Here is a 16,594-nt window from a genome sequence, read left to right as displayed (position 1 = left end):
GCTAAACAATTGAGTCAGCTAAAACAAGAATTTCGATCATCCCTCTTTTGACACTTCACTTAAAAAGCATAGTCGAAAAACGTAAGTTTCGTACTTTTTCATCGATTAGCCTGTACCACGATAGTAGTAACTTATTGGTAACAAACTTTTTTACGAAGCCTTAACACTGAAGGAACTGAGATAGAAAGCACCAGCTTTAGCGCAACAAGCTATTGAGTGATTAAAGTACCTGTGTCTTCGGATCTCGCAATCAACAACGCAAAGTAATCAAGGAAAGAGTAAAGAAGCGACAACATAGTAAGCGCCAACAAACCCCAAAAAAACACTTTATAAAGCTTTCTGCTAACAGATAATACTAAATCTTAATGAAATTGGCGGCTTTTCTCTGACATCAAATATGAGTGCAAACTTTCATGCCATTGTCTTTTTTGTCACTTTATTCATAATAAAACTTGAAGACTTAGTGGCTTTATGCCACCATACAACCGTCAGAGCACATCTGACCAACGAATGAAGAAAATGGATAGACCGTTTTCTGTCAACAACCACCCAGCAAGGAGTTTGCTGATATGAATAACAAACCCTTTGATTTTTTGGTGTTTATTGGTCGCTTTCAGCCATTACACAATGGGCACATGAAAGTTATTAACCGAGCGCTAGAACAAAGCCAGCAATTAATTATTTTGTGCGGCTCAGCCCACCAACCGCGATCGGTGCGCAATCCTTGGACCGTCCAAGAACGTGAACAGATGATTCGAGCTTGCCTTAGCGACGAGCAAAACCGAAGACTGCACATTGCCCCACTGATGGATATTGTCTACAACGACGAAAGTTGGGTCAGAAATGTTCAGGCAACGGTAACTGGACTGGTCACTGCTCATAATCCGGTTCCTCACAAAGCCCCAAAAATTGGTCTTATTGGGCACAGCAAAGATCAGTCATCATACTATCTGAATCTTTTTCCACAGTGGAAGGGCGTTAATGTCGATAACTTTCAAGGTATCAGCGCGACAACACTGCGCGAAACTTTTTTTGCTGATGCAGAAAGCCTCACTGATTCTGACTGTTTGCCCTGCGCAGTAAAAACCAATCTTAAGGAATACGCAAAGACTCACGATTATAAAAACATTCAGGAAGAGCTTACGTTTGTCCAGAAGTACAAAAGTGCTTGGGAACAATCACCTTATCCTCCTGTATTTGTAACCGTCGATGCCGTTGTGGTCCAAAGTGGTCATTTGTTGCTGATTAAGAGAAAAGCCAAACCAGGCAAAGGACTCTGGGCGCTACCAGGAGGCTTTGTCCAGAATGACGAAACACTGCTTAATGGCTGCATCCGAGAATTACGCGAAGAGACACGACTTAAAGTTCCTGAGCCCGTGCTCAAAGGCTCATTAAGTTCTCAAAGAGTGTTTGATGATCCTCACCGTTCTGCTCGAGGACGCACCATCACTCATGCATTTCACTTCGAACTAAAAGCGAATGCGACCTTACCCAAAGTAAGAGGCTCAGATGATGCAGAACATGCATTTTGGCTGCCTCTCTCAGAATTGGAACCAGGCAGTTTGTTCGAAGACCATTATTTCATCATCCAATCAATGATTGGCTTGTAAGAAACAAAGATTCCAACGGGAAAGACCTGTGGATATAAATATTTGATAGGAGGAGCTCCATCATGAATACACAAAATTTAATTTTAAACACCGATTCATACAAAACATCACACTACTTGCAGTACCCCCAGGGAACTCAATATATCAACAGCTATATCGAGTCTCGCGGTGGTGAATTTAAACACAGTCTGGTTTTCGGTTTGCAGATGTTCATTAAGCAATATCTAACCCATCCGATTACTCAACAGGACATTGATGAAGCCGATGAGATTTTTCAGGCACACGGCGTTCCTTTCAATCGCGAAGGTTGGGAATATATTCTGGAATACCACAATGGATTGCTACCAATAGAAATTCAGGCGGTTGATGAAGGCACATTACTACCCGTACAAAATGTTATGGCGCAGGTGATTAACACGGATCCTCAATGTGCATGGTTAACCAGCTATGTAGAAACCGCTCTACTCAGAGCCATCTGGTACCCGACTACCGTTGCAACAGTTTCTTTTGAGTGTCGAAAGCTTATCGAGAAATATCTACTTGAAACAGCCGAAGACACCTCAGGTTTGCCATTTAAACTTCACGACTTTGGTTCTCGAGGTGCAAGCTCTGAACAAACGGCTGGCATAGGTGGACTGGCTCACTTAGCTAACTTTCAGGGCACCGATACCATCAGTGCGATTGTTGCAGCTCGACGTTACTATCATGCAGATATGGCAGGTTTCTCTATCCCTGCTGCTGAGCACAGCACCATTACCTGCTGGGGTAAACACAAAGAAAAAGAAGCTTATGAAAATATGCTTAACCAATTTTCTGGCCCCGATAAAATTGTAGCCGTTGTCAGTGACTCTTATGATTTGTGGAATGCCATTGATAATCTTTGGGGTGAAGAATTAAAAGCCAAAGTAGAACAAAGTGGCGGCACTTTGGTTGTGAGACCCGATAGTGGAGATCCCATTGCAATAGTTACAGAGACTATCGAACGCCTGATGAAGGCTTTTGGATATACCACTAACAGCAAAGGCTATCGAGTTTTGCCAGATTGCATTCGTGTGATTCAAGGTGATGGCGTTTCTCTAAAAACCATTGAAGCAATCCTCGAAGCTATGAGAGTAAGAAAGCAAAGCGCCGATAATGTGGCCTTTGGCATGGGTGCAGAACTATTGCAGAAGGTAAACAGGGACACTCTCAAGTTTGCAATGAAGGCATCGTCTGCCTGTGTTCAACGCTTATGGAGAGACGTTTATAAAGATCCCATTACAGATCAAGGCAAGCGTTCTAAAAAAGGTCGACTAGCTTTGATAAAAAATGAGCTGGGTGAGTTTAAGACCGTTCGAGAAAATAATCTGGGAGACAGAACGAACCTGCTAAAAACCATATTCAGAAACGGCGAGCTTCTACAAGAGTGTAAGCTGGATGATATTCGTCTTCGAGCTAGCCAATACCACTAATCAAAACGGTTGCCATCGTCAATAAAGATGGCAACCACCTCTTAACTTTTTGCTGTTGGTAACAACTTTCTAAAACTCTTAGGGACAGCAAATAACTTCCCATCAGCTTTGCGGCAGACAGCAGATATCAATCGTCCACCACGGTTAATATAAGCAACCTCTTTCCCTAAAGATTGCCCAGCACACGCTTTAATAGCGGCTTTAGAAGGAACAGGCTTTATCTTCTTTTGTCCAGAGACACTTGCATGTAAATGAATAGATGATACAGCCACGATAAAAAGGATAATCTTTATTCTCATTACTCTCTCACTCGCAAAAACCATTCAAAAATTCTATTGATAAAATATGTAAATAATATGAAAAAATTGTGCATTTGTTTTCGTTTTACTCTATACAACCCGTTTAGCGCTTACTAGAAATCGTAAAGGAGGATCTTTCACCGAAGAGTCAAAGGGATAACAAGATATTAACGTCACACGACTGATATCAGATTCGAGAACAGGCACTTCCAAGCGGCTATCAACCACCCGGATATCATCGATTTCAAACGTCAAAAAGACGCCACTAGAATTTTCGACACGAATCAACTCTCCCATCTGTAAGCTTTGTATATCCGCAAAGTGTGTGTCTCTATGAGCGGCTATCAAACTATTACCAATATCCCCCGGAAGTACTTGTGAACTATGTAAGCCAGGTCCAAAAGCCAAGCTTTCTCCGCTAGAACTGGACATAACAATAAGAGACTTTGTATTAGGCAAGTGCAGCTTAAACAATGGCCAGCTATCAGCCCAGGGCCAGGGTTTAACTTTTTGTGATAGAGATAAACCATTTTGCTGCATTTTCAGCCAAGCATTATTCAATAAATGTTGAGCAGCTATCGACTTAAGCTGATAGTAGCCCTGTTCAACAACAGGGCTTGCTGAGACAACAATACCAACACACAGTATTGCTGTTAGTAAACTTCTCACAGACACCGCCTAACCATAACAAGAGCACCACAACAAAAAACAAATAGCATCCAGTTGAATACAGAGAGGTTACCTAGATCCAACGCTGTTTTGGGATAAGCAAGTTGCCCTTTGGGTTTGTGCACGGGTAATTGGCGCGCCACCAGTTTTTCTGCAACTCGAGCAGGTGTTTTATCGACGGCGACTAAGCTCGTAAATCGACTAACAAGATGATGCTTAAGTGCAACGTCTACAATACGGCTTCTCTGTTCAGGGCTGACTCTGCCATGCTGACTTTCTTCCATAATGCCGGCAATCTTTTCTCGAGCCCAGAGTTTGCTAACACCAGACATGCTTTTGTGCCCACTTAAGGATAAGTCAGTCTGCCACAAGGTATCTTCCATTCGACCTTCAAGCGCAAGACGCCCCTTCAGCTCAGGCAGTTTCACCTTGATCCAGAGAGGTTCTCCAGAATAAAGATCAGGCACTCGACGAGGCCACATATCCACCGACATACCATCTGGCCAACGAATGTCAATATGACTTAATTGCGGTCGACTGATTTGTTTCATCAAGCTCTGTATCTTACTTGACGTTTCTGCACTACTACCAATGAAGGTAAAAGTTCCTCGACCATAGCTTGCTGCTTTCTTCATAAAAAAGGCATTAGGCGCGGAGCCAATTCCAATGGTAAAAAGTCGAGAGTTGCCAAGGTGACTTTTTATACCAGCAAACAGCTCAGATTCATTATCAATAGCCCCATCGGTCAAAAAAATTACTTGACGCACTTTGTTCGATCTTACCTTATCATCAAGCGCCGCTCGCATGGCAGAAAGCATCTCTGTTCCTCCATCAGCGCGAAGCTGGCGAATAAAATCCAAAGCATCTTTTTTAGAGCTCCGGTCAAACACTCTTGCGGATGAAAAAAGTCGACGATAACGCGAGTTAAACTCAATAATATTGAACCAATCACCCGACCTCAAAGTATTAAGACTTTCACTCAAAGCATACTTAGCTTGTTTTATTGACTCTCCAGCCATCGACCCAGAAGTATCAATCACAAAAATCACCTCCCTCGATAAAACAGGAGCAGAATCAGCTGAGTCAATATCCGGCGGAATAATCATGATGTTTGCAAAATGCTCGTTGTTCTTCGTTTCGGAAAAAATAGCAGCTCGAGGTTGTGAGCTGTTGACAGGCTGCCAATTCAAGATAAAGTCTCGATCTGCAAGAGCTTTTCCTCTATCAAGTTCAATAACAAAATCAGTATTAGAAGCCTGTTTAGAAATGATGGAGTGGCTTGTACTCTCTAGACTATCGAGGGAAAAGCCAGCATTCAGGCGAATATCCATCAAGACGATGTTTTCTCTTTGGCTTTCCTCATTGATTTTAGGAGAATTCACAACCGATGAAGCATAAGAAGCAAACCCATCTTCAGGCTTATCAAAAACCGTGCGAACAATCTTCGAAGGCTTATATCGTGGTGTCATCGTCATTGGAAAGCGGATAGAATAGCCATCATCCTTCTGATACAAAACATCCTGCTGATACTCGATAGTGATTTCAATGGTTTCATAAGGCGCAATGTTGGCTACCGATGAAGAAAAAACATTAGCCTTGTGCTGCTCGATAAGAGAAGCTTTTTTACCAGATATTTTAGCGGACTGATAAATCTTCTTCGCGGTTGTCTTTTCCTTAATCTCCCCAATAATCAGTCGCTCACCGATTTTCATTTCTAGATGGTCAACCGCCGACTTATCTGGCAGAGGGAAGACGTACTTTCCTTCAACCCAGTCTGAAGACTCATTGATAAAGCTTTGCGTTACTTTCACCCTCGCTGCTAAGCCGTGAATATCCATACTCACTAATGTCTTAAGCAAAGGGGCCTGCCTTGAGCCAGAGTTCTTTGTTTCAAATATTAGGGAGCCCTGAGTGACTTCTTCAGACGTTTCAGCGATAAGAGGAAAAGAGCTAAGAGGAAAAACAACAATCAAAACCCAGAGTGACAAGTATTTCAGATATTTCATTAATGTGTCCTAAATCAAGCATCGTATGATGATTAGAACAACCAAAAGGTGCCGCTATCTCTCTAGATTCTGACCAACTATGAGCAATTGTGGCAAAAAAGTGACAATAGCCACAAAATTGCCACTCGCTGATTACATACAAATACTAAAGAATCCTACCAGCCACTGTACTGGAAAACTTCTCCGGCGATGACAACGCTTGCTTCAATAAATCCTCTTTATGTAATGAGACATAAAGAGCGGCAGAATAAGCCTGGCAATTGATTGAACGTGCAGGATTAAACTCAATATCAGTAAATGCATCATAAGCCAGCAACACATCTTTAAGCTGCGGATCATGATAGACCGCATTAAGGTATAGCCAGTTGTAAAACATAGTTTTAGGTTCAAGAGGCCAAGTACAACCATTATGAAGAAAGTGTGTCATAGGGCCGGAGTTTCGAAGACGCTCATCACGTTTAGCATCTCTCGGAGTTTTCTCCAACAGATCACTAAAAGGGCCAGCAGAAGTAAAAACTTTAGCCGCCTGAAAAGCACATTCTAATGGAACGCCTGTAAAATAATCGCGTAAATTAAATGCACTCAATCTGACACCCATCGACTCTGTCGATTTAGAAGAAATTTCCAGAATCCTCTTATCGCCACCAACATTGAAAGCTTTATGCAATGATTGGATACAGCGTTGTTTTTGTTGTATCGAAAAACCACCGAACCATGTGAACTCAACTGATGCTACAGAAACCCAAGACTGATCGTTAGATGGGCTAAAAACAGGCCTTTGTGCCATACTAATTCCTTATTCAATAAGATATTAAATAGAGATAGAGCTATGCCTCAGTACTGAGAGTTCAGAGGCTAACTCTATGTCAAGAGAAGTTACTGAATCAAAATACCTAATCACATTATTAATGTGTCTCTCATAATTAGGAGAAATCCCCTTCTCTTTGATACCACTTTTAATACAGAACCTCAGTATCAACGATTAACTCAAACAACATTGCTTTAACTTCTCAATCAATTTACCAGACGTATACAATGCCCAAATTCGTTGATATTCATTTGGCTCATCAAAACCAATGGTATGTACACTGTACCTAAGCTGAGGAATCAACCATTGGAGTTGCTTCTGCTCTGTTTCACCATCCAGGTATTGCGCGGCTTGTTGACGTAAATAACACAGTACCTGGTAACTCCGTTCAAAAGGCGTAAATAAAAACTGCTCCGGCAAGCTTAAAGGAGAAAATGGGTCCTCACTATCTAGAAGAAAGTCAGTAAAATCGAATGCTGTAACTAACTCTTCCTCGCTCTCAACAGGCGTATAGATATAAAGGATATCATTTTCCAGCTTTGCAAAATCTTTAAAAACATGTCCTTTATGAGTATGAAAGAAATCGATAAGCCATAGGTTATCGTTATTGTCGACTAGAATATTCGCTCCGTTTAAATCGCCATGAATAAACGCAAAAGGAGCTCTTATATTCAAAGGTCTAAGTTGTTCAATATCATATCGATAAAACCACGCAGGATTATATGTGGTTCTACCAGCATAAAGCTCTAGCTCAGGAGAATCCTGGTAGCTATTAACAAGAGCAACTACCTTTTTTTCTACTGAGTCAGCCCAGGACGAATCGAAGCAATAATACTCCAGCAAACACTGCTTTTCATTGACAGAGGCTCGATAAAGCTTGCCCAACTGTTGATTATAAGTAACGTCAAGATAATGCTTGATTCTACTAACATCAGCCCCCTGTTGGAAAACATCCTGAAAAGATAAAACAGCTCCCTCTCCCATTGAAGCATAACGATACTTGATCGCTCCACGAGTATCGAAGTCGGCATACTCTGCAATAGCAGGTACATTATTTCCTAATACCGTTTCAATTTGCTCAAAGGAAGTTCTTTCTTGTGCCATCAATTGTCGCTCACCAATTTTAACGACATGGGGCGTTTGTTCTTGACCATAAATATCAATACTGCTGGCACCTGCCACAAGATTGCCCGAGAATCCACCATCAAGCACTTTTAAGTCAACAGAACGACAATCTCTAAAAAGGTAGTTTAATAACTTCTTATCATGTTCGATAAGCTCAACGTCATCGCGGTAATTTATTTGTAAAGATTCGTTGATTGACAAAGTTTCAATATGACGCCCTTCTCCGCCTAAAAACTGCTGAAACTCACCAATGGAGTCAATCACCTTGACTCCCACAATACGCTCCAACTGTTGCAAGGCCAAAAAGTGCTGACTGCGAGAAGAACTTGCAGTCAAAGCACTACAAATAGCAACCTCTAATTGCGGGTATCGTGTTGTTAATTCATAAGCAAGAAACATCACCTTGGCTTCGGTCCAAACACCAATAATACCGACACGTTCTAACTCTGGTAAGGCTTGCTCCAATGCATCCGACAAACCACTGTCGACAAAGTCATTGAGCGTTGTACTGTTAAAAATAGTGTCCTTCTGTTCATCGACAGGAAACACAAACTCAGCACCATAGCTATCTTTGATGCAATGTTGTCCAAATTGTTTCAGGTGCGACTGTTGGTGAGGATCTTCAGTATCGTGCCAATCACGAATATGAAAAACCGCTAATTGCTGGCCTTGTGTTTTCGTCCACTCCATAAACTTACTAACAGGTCCATGTTCAGGCTCTAATCCCATCAAGCGGTGCGACTCGTCATACCCGATATGCAAAGGATTGGGTAAAGATTGTTCCGCTTTATAAGATTGAACAAAGTCATTTTGTAAACACTGTGTTAATAACAAGTTTTTCATTATTAATCCTGTTAAATAGACATCCATGGCTGGGTTAAAACATATTCTTCTTGGGCATAAGTTTCTATGGAGCCAGGTCGCGCCTGCCTCACTTTGAGTATGGCTTTTTCTGGAGACACTCCTGATTCAATCAACATTCTAGCTGCAAGCATGCCCGTACGCCCTAAACCACCGCGGCAATGAATAACTACTGCGCCTTGTTCGGCCAAGGTTTGATGTAAGTCATCTTTTACCTGTTGCCACAGATGCTCAAAAGCATCGCCGGGTATATCCATATCTTTAATCGGCAGATGATGCCATTTTAAGTTTGATGCCTTAACAGCCTCTGCAAACTGACTCACTCCTAGCAGCTCAAACTCATGCACCTCCATCAGACTGATCAAATGAAGAGCTCCCCATTGTTGAACACTCTCAAGATCCAATTGCAAATCTCGCTGCCATTCGCCACCATATAATCCGTAACCCTGTTTACCAGGACAAAATGTCAATCCGATACGCCCTCCCGATGTAACTTCTACATAATCAATTCGCAGGGGGTGAGTCACGCTGGTTTTAATTTCCTGCTCTTGCTGTCGGCTAACATACTCTGCACGCATATGCTCTAGTGGTGTCCATGCATTTCGAGCAGGATTAAACCATCCCCAAAACTGCCAACCATTGCTCGTTGTAGTTAAAGCGGACTTAGGCTCTACCAAATGACTCAGGGCGAAAGTCATAGCGTCATCGGGTTGCACAAATGCCTTCTCTCCTATTTGAATAATACCTTCTTTGGTTAAACTCGCGGAGACAGAACAATCGCCAGACAAGGCTCTTATTTCCAAAGGAAATGAGTAAGCGTTAATCTGAGCTGAAATAACTTGTTTGAGCAAAGGATCTTTCATAAGTTGTTCACACTATTGGTTTAGTCCAATTGACGCAGATAGCGTGGCTTCACATGCTCGGTAAGCCACACATTATTTTCGGAGCAGAAAAATATCATACCATCATCCGCCATTGCCAAGGTATCAACTTCCAAAATAACTGGCACTCCGTGACGCATGCCGACTTTTTTTGCTGTCACCAGATCGGCACTCAAGTGCACATGTTGGCGACTACCCGACATCAACCCTTGAGCCATGATATTTTTTAAAAAGCGGGTGGCGGTACCATGATACAAACGCTCAGGCGGTGTCATCGCCTTTAGCTCAACATCCACATTAATGGAATGTCCCTGATTTGCCCGAATGCGCATGCCATCATCGCTGATAATAAAACGTTTTTTATCGTTGGTCTCGACTATATGGCGAATAATATCGTGACTATAATGCTTGCCTCGTTTTTCACTCAACTCAATAAGCTCATCGATATTAGCCCATCCATTGACATCTAAATTCAAACCAATGGTTTCTGGTTTATGCCTCAGTAATAAACTTAAGAACTTACTGAGCTGCACATCATTCGTTTTCATTTTTTTATTGTTTTCCTATTTGTAGGGCGGTAGCAATCGACGCAAACCATGTCCAATAACTATCATTAACATAATCATATTCCTTAACACTACCAGAGGCCCAAATAACCAGGGCACTGAAGCGGCAGTATCCTTTTCGATCACCTGAGAAAGCTGCTCACTGGTCTTATTAAGCGATTCCACAGAGACTGGCCAATCAACAACCTGACGACATATTTTCATTGGAGGAAAGTCTGCTTTCGGCGACGCCCCCAAAATAGCACCTAGTATTGCGGCACTCGTATCGGTATCGCCACCAGCCAAAATAATCTGTCTAATAGCTAACTCTGGTTGTTCTCGAAACTTTTGCCATAAAAACAACACCGCAGGCACCGTATGATAAATATAGCCACTAATTCCGTCAGTGATTTGCGCTCGTGCCAGGAACTCTTCGAGTGACTCATTCTCTTTCAATGAGCACTCAATACTCTTAAGCAACACAAGCAACTCTTCCCATGCTTGCTCGTCTTCTCCTTGTGAAAGATCCGTCAAATCACGAATAAATTGCTCAAAGCTCATCTGGCAATTTTGGCTAGACCAGCTGGCAGCAAGAGCCACTGCCAAAGCCCCTAAATACGCTCGTGGATCAGTGTGCGTTATTTGTGTTGAATAACGAACATAGGTTTTCATAAGAGCTGAGTCTTTGGCATATACAACCCCCAGCATAGGCGATCGCATAGCAGGACCATTGCCAGCCGAGTAAACACCGCTTTTATCCACAGGAACACCGACCGAAGCCTTGATTAACGCTCTGGCTGTGGCGAATCCAACGCCTGGAGGCAATCGCCAGAACCACCAACATAAGCGCCGGGCCAGCCGTGCTCTAAAATAACCGGGATCTTGCCAACTCTCAATCAAAGCAGAGCATACAATAGCAGCATGCTCTGTATCGTCAGACACCATTCCATGTCCCAATAACAATTGAAACTCCATTGGTGACTTCATCATTCGCTTCACTCGCCCCGAACTCATTCCCTCAAAAGGTAATCCCATCGCATCACCAAATAAAGTCCCCATTAAGCATCCATGTATTGCTCGATTCATTTCCTTTGTTTCCGTAACATGACTGTCCATTAGCAAACAAACCTTTGACATAGTGGCTGACAAACACTAAGATAGTGTCAATAAGACACTATGTCAATAAAAAACTTTCAAGGTACTGCTGATGAGTGAGCAACAAACCGAACAAGAATTTTTAGCTAGCTACAATATTCATGACTACGACATACCTCTAACCAGCGTCGACATGGCCATTTTTACTCTCCATGACGAACAGGTTCACGTACTGTTAGTAAAGCGAGCCCAGCATCCAGCCCTGGGCCAGTGGGCACTACCTGGTGGATTTATTGATATCAGTAGCGATAAAACTCTAGAACAAACAGCGCAACGAAAATTGAAAGAAAAAACAGGAGTTGATACCCCCTACCTGGAACAAGTCGCCACGACAGGAAACCATCATCGTGATCCTCGAGGCTGGTCAGTCACCGTAAGCTATTTTGCGCTGATTGCTCACAACGAGTTTCAGCTACAAAAAGACGCCAGTTCCGACCAAGTGGTTTGGGTACCCGTCGATGATGTATCCAGCACCTACACCCTGGCATTTGATCATCAGGAAATATTACAACAGTGCTATGAACGTCTGCGCAACAAGGTTCAGTATACTTCTCTGCCCGTTAATTTATTGCCGCAGGAATTTACGTTAACAGAGCTGCAAAAAACCTTTGAAATCATTCTAGGAAAAAGCGTAGAGAAAAAGTCCTTTCGCCGCCGCTTACTGGATGCCGATATATTAGAAGAAACAGGCTCAACCAGAAAAGGCAGCAATCGGCCTGCTAAACTGTATCGAGTAAAACCCGAGGGGGAGTCCCATTTCTTCCCTCGAAACATAGAAGGCCCAAGGTAAACCCAACCTAATTATGCAAAAGGTACAACAATATGAAAAATACAATAATAGCCATCGCCGCCATGACATCTCTCAGCCTGTTTGCCATCGAGAATCAGGTGACGGTATGCACTCAGGGTGATGCGCAAAGAAAAATAGAAATCGTTTATCCGCAGGGAGAAGAAACTCCTTGTGAAGTTCAATATACCAAAGCCAGCGGAATGCAAGTGTTGTGGAAAGCTGAAGCACAACTAGGTTACTGTGAAGAAAAAGCCGCCGCTTTTATCGAAAAACAACGAGGCTGGGGTTGGCAATGCGAAACTTTGTCAGCAGAAACTACTAGCCAGTAAAGGACCGTTCAATGCTCAAGGATGAGCCATAACAAAAGGAAAATAATCAATGAAAGAAATACATGGTGATTTAATAGCTCTCGCAAAAGAAGGTCACTTTGATGTCATCATTCATGGTTGCAACTGCCAATGTGCCATGGGTGCCGGAATAGCGAAAACGATCAAAGAAGTCTTTCCTCAAGCTTATGAAGCAGACTTGAAAACGCCTGCATCGGATCGCAGTAAATTAGGTAGCTATTCTTACTGCCAAGTCACATCAGAAAACCATCCGCTTACTATAGTCAATGCTTACACTCAGTTTCATTGGCGCGGAAAAGGTTTGAAAGTCGACTATGAAGCAATACGGTCAGTAATGAAAAAGATTAAATGCAATTTTTCTGGCAAGAGAATCGCTTACCCACTCATTGGTGCAGGATTAGCAGGGGGTGACTGGAATATTATTAAAAACATTATCGATCAAGAATTACTGGACGAAGATCATACACTGGTTATTTTTGAGAAATAAAGCAAAGAATATTTATTTAAGGAAAATTAATGAATCGAAAAAATAGAGCCATGACGGCAGAACGAACTCTGGAAATTATTAGCCAAGGGTATTATGACGATGAACAAAATAACAGAGTGAACATTCAGGAAGAGATTGAACACAGCACAGCTCACACACAATACTATACCCCAGATGCGTTAGAGCTCTTAGCACAAACCAATGCTAAGCAAAGTACTTCGAAACATAGTACAAAGCTCAGTGTCAGTAATCGAACCACTCTGGCAGCAGCATTCGAAGCACAGCAAAATGGGAATAAAGTGCTTTGTCTCAACTTTGCATCGGCCAAAAATCCGGGAGGTGGATTTTTGGGTGGTAGTCAGGCTCAAGAAGAAAGCCTGGCTCGCGCCAGTTCCTTGTATGCTTCGTTAACCAAAGATATGACGCACTATGAAATCAATCGACGTTGTGGGAGTTGTCTTTATACCCACAACATGATTTATTCGCCGGATGTTGTGGTGTTCCGTGATGATGATGATCAGCTATTAGCTGCACCTTACAAAGTGTCATTTATCACGGCACCAGCTGTTAACTTTGGTGCATTGAAAGAGCATGAAAAATCACAGACAGCATCGGTAATGAAGCAGCGATTACATTATGTCTTAGCGTTAGCTAAAGCCCAGGATTATCAACACCTGATATTAGGTGCCTGGGGATGTGGTGTATTCCGCAATGATCCGGCTTTTATCAGTCAACTCTATGCGGATGCTCTGCAAGAGTCTGGTCAGTTTCATGGAGTCTTCGAGACTATCGACTTCGCCGTACTCGATAATTCAAATCAGCAAAAAACCTTTCTGGCTTTTACCAACCAGCTCTCTCCTCTAACCCAAGAAAGCAAGGAGCAAGCCTATGAAAGATAACTACCGAGGATGCCTGGTTGGCCTCGCCGTCGGTGATGCACTGGGGACAACACTAGAGTTTAAACCGAGAGGCAGCTTTACTCCACTGACCGATATGATCGGTGGAGGCCCCTTTGCACTCGCTCCTGGCCAATGGACTGACGACACTTCCATGGCTCTGTGTCTGGCCCATTCTCTGTTGCACAAAAACGGTTTCGACGCTTGCGATCAAATGAATCGCTACTGCAACTGGTGGCAGTATGGTTACATGAGCAGCACAAACGAGTGTTTTGATATTGGTATGACGGTACAGCAATCACTGATGGCTTACCAAGAGACAGGCGATCCATTTTCTGGCCCTGTTTCGCCAGATACTGCAGGCAACGGTTGCTTAATGAGGCTGGCTCCCATTCCTATGTTTTATGGCGACTCCTACAAAGACACCCTGCACTTTAGCGGTGAAAGCTCACGAACAACTCACGGAACATTAGAATGCATCGATGCCAGCCGTTTCTTTGGTACTTTGCTGTTTCGAGCCTTACACGAGTGCGACAAACAGTCTCTGCTACAACAATCGGGTTATGAGGCTGAGTCAGAATCCGTGTCAAACTTGGTCAACTGTGGCTACCAAAGTAAGAGTGAACATCAGATAACCGGGAGTGGTTACGTCATTCATTCTCTCGAAGCCGCTCTGTGGTGTTTTGCCACCACGACTAACTTCGCTGATGCCGTGCTAGCCGCAGCGAATCTTGGCGATGATGCCGATACAACCGCAGCCATTTGCGGTCAACTGGCAGGAGCTTATTATGGGATGTCGAATATTCCTCGCAAGTGGCTCGCAAAGTTGCATCAAATCAATGAGATAAAAGCTTTATCTGATAAATTACTTCAATCAGCTCAAATTCAGCGCCAACATGGAGGGAAGCAAAGATAAGAGCTTTGCTTCATCCTTCCGAAGTTGAAGGGTGTTTATTCACTAATTTCTCGTAAATAGAGTTGCTTAAGAAGTCAGCAAACGGTACTCTGCGCGCCTGATTTCTTGCTTAACTCAGTTCTGGAACAAAACCTTGATTTCTACAGCAAACATCACAATGCAATTTGGGGAAAAACCCTTATTCGAAAACATCTCAGTTAAATTTGGCGGCGGTAATCGATACGGCCTCATTGGCGCAAACGGTTGTGGCAAATCAACGTTTATGAAAATCCTGAGCAAAGAGTTAGAAGCTTCATCAGGAAACATCAATGTCGATCCAGAGCTTCGTGTAGCCAAGCTTAATCAGGATCAGTTTGCCTACGAAAGCCATACCGTTATCGATACGGTAATCATGGGCCACAGCGAGCTTTGGGAAATCAAAGAAGAGCGAGACCGCATCTACTCGTTGGCAGAAATGAGCGAAGAAGACGGTATGAAAGTTGCCGATCTCGAAGTTAAATTTGCCGAGATGGACGGTTATTCTGCCGAAGCTCGTGCTGGCGAACTACTTTTGGGAGTGGGCATTCCTATCGAGCAACACTATGGCCCAATGAGCGAAGTTGCTCCAGGCTGGAAGCTTCGAGTATTGTTGGCACAGGTGCTTTTTGCCGATCCAGACATCCTGTTATTAGACGAACCAACGAACCACCTGGATATTAATACGATTCGTTGGTTAGAAGGTGTGCTTAGTGAACGCCAAAGCACCATGATCATTATTTCTCACGATCGTCACTTTTTAAACAGCATTTGCACTCACATGGCCGATCTTGACTATGGCGAACTTAGATTGTTCCCAGGTAACTACGACGAATACATGTTTGCCGCAACACAGGCTCGAGAAAGAATGCTATCTGACAATGCAAAGAAGAAAGCTCAAATTGCAGAGCTTCAAGCTTTCGTTAGTCGCTTCTCTGCTAACGCTTCAAAAGCTCGTCAAGCAACCTCTCGCGCCAAGCAAATTGATAAAATAAAGCTGGAAGAAGTCAAAGCATCAAGCCGACAAAATCCATTCATTCGCTTTACTCAAGAAAAGAAACTGTATCGACTGGCATTAGAGCTGGAAAAAGTATCTCAAGGCTTTGAGGAGTTGCTATTTAAAGATCTAACGATGAAAGTCGAAGTCGGAGAAAAAGTCGCCATCATTGGACAAAACGGCATCGGAAAGTCCACCCTGTTAAATACACTGGCAGAAGTGATGCAGCCTAAGTCTGGCGAAATAAAGTGGTCAGAGAACGCCAACATCGGCTACTACGCACAAGATCATGCGGCGGACTTCGAAGAAGATATGAATCTCTTTGACTGGATGCAGCAGTGGGGTCAAGAAGGCGATGATGAGCAAGTGATTCGTGGAACTTTAGGTCGCTTGCTTTTCTCACAAAACGACATAAAGAAATCGGTTAAAGTCATCTCTGGTGGTGAACAAGGCCGCATGCTGATTGGTAAACTTATGCTACAAAAGCCAAACATCTTGCTTTTGGATGAGCCAACCAACCACATGGATATGGAATCCATTGAGTCCATTAACTTAGCGTTAGAAAACTACGACGGCACATTGCTCTTTGTCAGTCATGATCGCCAGTTTGTTTCATCACTTGCTACCCGTATCATCGAGATAAAAGAAGACGGCATTGTCGACTTCCATGGTACCTATGATGAATATTTGCGTAGTCAAGGCATCGAAGAGGCATAAGGAGCCTCTTCCCTAGCGT

16 protein-coding genes are annotated in these 16,594 nt (G+C 43.1%); 8 read left to right on the top strand and 8 right to left on the bottom strand.

Going from position 1 to position 16,594, the window contains the following annotated elements; translation table 11 throughout:
• Positions 1-569 precede the first annotated feature (569 nt).
• Both NH399_RS20895 and NH399_RS20890 read left to right on the top strand, forming a co-directional pair.
• Positions 570-1,610 carry a bifunctional nicotinamide-nucleotide adenylyltransferase/Nudix hydroxylase gene (locus NH399_RS20895; RefSeq protein ID WP_253043144.1) on the top strand — a complete coding sequence of 347 codons (1,041 nt, stop codon included), beginning with the start codon at positions 570-572 and terminating at the stop codon, positions 1,608-1,610.
• 62 nt (positions 1,611-1,672) lie between these two features.
• The gene (locus NH399_RS20890; RefSeq protein ID WP_253043143.1) at positions 1,673-3,061 is read left to right on the top strand and encodes a nicotinate phosphoribosyltransferase; all 1,389 of its coding nucleotides are present in this window, start codon (positions 1,673-1,675) and stop codon (positions 3,059-3,061) included.
• A 41-nt stretch (positions 3,062-3,102) separates the two neighbouring features.
• Here the strand turns inward: NH399_RS20890 and NH399_RS20885 are convergent, their stop codons facing one another.
• The 8 genes from NH399_RS20885 to NH399_RS20850 form a co-directional block, all read right to left on the bottom strand.
• Positions 3,103-3,360 (bottom strand): hypothetical protein, encoded by a 258-nt coding sequence (locus tag NH399_RS20885; RefSeq protein WP_253043142.1) that lies wholly within the window; start codon positions 3,358-3,360, stop codon positions 3,103-3,105.
• Positions 3,361-3,450: 90 nt separating this feature from the next.
• Positions 3,451-4,029 carry a sortase gene (locus NH399_RS26030; protein WP_253043141.1) on the bottom strand — a complete coding sequence of 193 codons (579 nt, stop codon included), beginning with the start codon at positions 4,027-4,029 and terminating at the stop codon, positions 3,451-3,453.
• Positions 4,026-6,035, bottom strand: coding sequence for a marine proteobacterial sortase target protein (locus NH399_RS20875; RefSeq protein WP_253043140.1), 2,010 nt, complete (start codon positions 6,033-6,035; stop codon positions 4,026-4,028). Before NH399_RS20875 ends, NH399_RS26030 begins: the two co-directional genes overlap by 4 nt.
• A 145-nt stretch (positions 6,036-6,180) precedes the next feature.
• The gene (locus NH399_RS20870) at positions 6,181-6,822 is read right to left on the bottom strand and encodes a hypothetical protein (RefSeq protein ID WP_253043139.1); all 642 of its coding nucleotides are present in this window, start codon (positions 6,820-6,822) and stop codon (positions 6,181-6,183) included.
• A 195-nt stretch (positions 6,823-7,017) separates the two neighbouring features.
• Complete coding sequence (locus NH399_RS20865) at positions 7,018-8,811, bottom strand: isochorismatase family protein (protein ID WP_253043138.1); 1,794 nt, start codon at positions 8,809-8,811, stop codon at positions 7,018-7,020.
• An 11-nt stretch (positions 8,812-8,822) separates the two neighbouring features.
• Positions 8,823-9,692 carry a cyclin-dependent kinase inhibitor 3 family protein gene (locus tag NH399_RS20860; RefSeq protein ID WP_253043137.1) on the bottom strand — a complete coding sequence of 290 codons (870 nt, stop codon included), beginning with the start codon at positions 9,690-9,692 and terminating at the stop codon, positions 8,823-8,825.
• 20 nt (positions 9,693-9,712) lie between these two features.
• The gene (locus NH399_RS20855; protein WP_253043136.1) at positions 9,713-10,258 is read right to left on the bottom strand and encodes an RNA 2'-phosphotransferase; all 546 of its coding nucleotides are present in this window, start codon (positions 10,256-10,258) and stop codon (positions 9,713-9,715) included.
• Positions 10,259-10,273: 15 nt separating this feature from the next.
• Positions 10,274-11,341 (bottom strand): ADP-ribosylglycohydrolase family protein, encoded by a 1,068-nt coding sequence (locus tag NH399_RS20850; RefSeq protein WP_253043135.1) that lies wholly within the window; start codon positions 11,339-11,341, stop codon positions 10,274-10,276.
• 121 nt (positions 11,342-11,462) lie between these two features.
• On the opposite strand from NH399_RS20850, the gene NH399_RS20845 reads away from it, so the two are divergent.
• The 6 genes from NH399_RS20845 (at position 11,463) to NH399_RS20820 (ending at position 16,575) form a co-directional block, all read left to right on the top strand.
• Positions 11,463-12,200 carry an NUDIX domain-containing protein gene (locus NH399_RS20845; protein ID WP_253043134.1) on the top strand — a complete coding sequence of 246 codons (738 nt, stop codon included), beginning with the start codon at positions 11,463-11,465 and terminating at the stop codon, positions 12,198-12,200.
• 32 nt (positions 12,201-12,232) lie between these two features.
• Positions 12,233-12,529, top strand: a complete 297-nt coding sequence (locus tag NH399_RS20840; protein WP_253043133.1) for a hypothetical protein — start codon at positions 12,233-12,235, stop codon at positions 12,527-12,529.
• Between the two features lie 49 nt (positions 12,530-12,578).
• A complete protein-coding gene (locus tag NH399_RS20835; protein WP_253043132.1) occupies positions 12,579-13,034 on the top strand; it encodes a macro domain-containing protein in 456 nt (151 codons plus the stop codon).
• 29 nt (positions 13,035-13,063) lie between these two features.
• Positions 13,064-13,933, top strand: coding sequence for a TIGR02452 family protein (locus NH399_RS20830; protein WP_253043131.1), 870 nt, complete (start codon positions 13,064-13,066; stop codon positions 13,931-13,933).
• Positions 13,923-14,846 (top strand): ADP-ribosylglycohydrolase family protein, encoded by a 924-nt coding sequence (locus tag NH399_RS20825; RefSeq protein ID WP_253043130.1) that lies wholly within the window; start codon positions 13,923-13,925, stop codon positions 14,844-14,846. The genes NH399_RS20830 and NH399_RS20825 overlap by 11 nt, the downstream gene beginning before the upstream one ends.
• 133 nt (positions 14,847-14,979) lie before the next feature.
• Positions 14,980-16,575, top strand: coding sequence for an ABC-F family ATPase (locus NH399_RS20820; RefSeq protein WP_253043129.1), 1,596 nt, complete (start codon positions 14,980-14,982; stop codon positions 16,573-16,575).
• The last annotated feature ends 19 nt before the right edge of the window (positions 16,576-16,594 follow it).

Origin of the sequence: Pleionea sp. CnH1-48, assembly GCF_024124665.1 — a bacterium.
GTDB lineage: Bacteria > Pseudomonadota > Gammaproteobacteria > Enterobacterales > Kangiellaceae > JAMXSB01.
Note: the sequence above shows the minus strand (reverse complement) of the source record. Positions and strands in the feature narration are given on the sequence as shown.

Bases quoted from the DNA above. Each gene is read 5' to 3' on its own strand.
- NH399_RS20895 (WP_253043144.1), top strand. From the start codon at position 570: ATGAATAACAAACCCTTTGATTTTTTGGTGTTTATTGGTCGCTTTCAG.
- NH399_RS20890 (WP_253043143.1), top strand. From the start codon at position 1,673: ATGAATACACAAAATTTAATTTTAAACACCGATTCATACAAAACATCA.
- NH399_RS20885 (WP_253043142.1), bottom strand. From the start codon at position 3,360: ATGAGAATAAAGATTATCCTTTTTATCGTGGCTGTATCATCTATTCAT.
- NH399_RS20875 (WP_253043140.1), bottom strand. From the start codon at position 6,035: ATGAAATATCTGAAATACTTGTCACTCTGGGTTTTGATTGTTGTTTTT.
- NH399_RS20870 (WP_253043139.1), bottom strand. From the start codon at position 6,822: ATGGCACAAAGGCCTGTTTTTAGCCCATCTAACGATCAGTCTTGGGTT.
- NH399_RS20865 (WP_253043138.1), bottom strand. From the start codon at position 8,811: ATGAAAAACTTGTTATTAACACAGTGTTTACAAAATGACTTTGTTCAA.
- NH399_RS20860 (WP_253043137.1), bottom strand. From the start codon at position 9,692: ATGAAAGATCCTTTGCTCAAACAAGTTATTTCAGCTCAGATTAACGCT.
- NH399_RS20855 (WP_253043136.1), bottom strand. From the start codon at position 10,258: ATGAAAACGAATGATGTGCAGCTCAGTAAGTTCTTAAGTTTATTACTG.
- NH399_RS20850 (WP_253043135.1), bottom strand. From the start codon at position 11,341: ATGAATCGAGCAATACATGGATGCTTAATGGGGACTTTATTTGGTGAT.
- NH399_RS20845 (WP_253043134.1), top strand. From the start codon at position 11,463: ATGAGTGAGCAACAAACCGAACAAGAATTTTTAGCTAGCTACAATATT.
- NH399_RS20840 (WP_253043133.1), top strand. From the start codon at position 12,233: ATGAAAAATACAATAATAGCCATCGCCGCCATGACATCTCTCAGCCTG.
- NH399_RS20835 (WP_253043132.1), top strand. From the start codon at position 12,579: ATGAAAGAAATACATGGTGATTTAATAGCTCTCGCAAAAGAAGGTCAC.
- NH399_RS20830 (WP_253043131.1), top strand. From the start codon at position 13,064: ATGAATCGAAAAAATAGAGCCATGACGGCAGAACGAACTCTGGAAATT.
- NH399_RS20825 (WP_253043130.1), top strand. From the start codon at position 13,923: ATGAAAGATAACTACCGAGGATGCCTGGTTGGCCTCGCCGTCGGTGAT.